The sequence below is a fragment of the Bartonella sp. CM120XJJH genome, from assembly GCF_042194715.1.
Lineage (GTDB): Bacteria > Pseudomonadota > Alphaproteobacteria > Rhizobiales > Rhizobiaceae > Bartonella.
Genome location: NZ_JBHINE010000079.1, coordinates 1 through 926 on the forward strand (window position 1 = coordinate 1; position 926 = coordinate 926).

Below are 926 nucleotides of genomic sequence, written 5' to 3' on the forward strand. Positions count from 1 at the left end.
CCTGCGGCTGCTAAGCCCCGCCAGCTTGCAGCAACACCACGACTAACAGCACCCATCTTGATAAAAGAGCCCATCAATTGAAGAAGCCCAAGGCGTGTACCGGCAAGAGTAAAGCGCAAAACCCGTAGAGCAATATTAAAAGCCATCAGGGCAGCAATGGTTTTGATAATGGCGCTTGTTAAAGTGGGATGGGCATTCGCCCACGCCATAAGCCCATTAGTAAAATTACCAACAGTTTCCATGAGACTGTTGAGAGGAGGCAGAAGCACTTCACCAATGGTGATGCCCAGAGCCACAATACGGTTTTGCAAGAGTTCAAATTGCCGCATGGCACCGGTTGCTTGTTTGTCTGCTTCTTGTTCTACAGAACCTTTAAAGACTTGTGGATCTTTCACATAATCTAAAGCTTGCCCTAACAATTCGGGATTGCCCACCAATTTGGCAAAATCGCCGGTAAAATCGCGCCCCGCAATGGCAATCAGCGAACGCATCCCTTGTTCGGATTTGCCCAACACATTAAAAAAGCGCACCAAGGTACCGGTGGCATCTTTGTCCAGATCTTGCATGAATTTTTCGCGGGAAAGCCCAATATTGGCAAAAGCATCTTCAATATGTTTGCCTCCTGCTTGAATGCGGGCACTCATGGCATTAAAACCACGCGCAGCACTCTCTGGAACAATCCCAGCAGAAATCATCGCTGTACCAAATGCCGCGGTTTCGCGGGCTGTCAACTTAAACATGGTTGCCGCACCGGTGGCACGATTGGTAAAATCAGACACTTCACTGGCTTTTGCCGCCATGTGGTTCGAGAGATGATTGATAGCATCGCCTAGATCTTCAATGCCTGCTTGATTAAGCTTAAAGACATTGCGCAATTTGGCAAAGCGCTCCCCAATCTGATCTCCCGTCATATCAAAAGCAACAGC

The 926-nt window shown here is 48.4% G+C and carries 1 protein-coding gene; it reads right to left on the reverse strand.

Translation table 11 applies throughout. The annotated features are described in order from the left end of the window. The coding region (locus ACFIKU_RS09815) for a phage tail tape measure protein (RefSeq protein WP_375657395.1) at nucleotides 1–926 on the reverse strand (926 nt) is incomplete at both ends.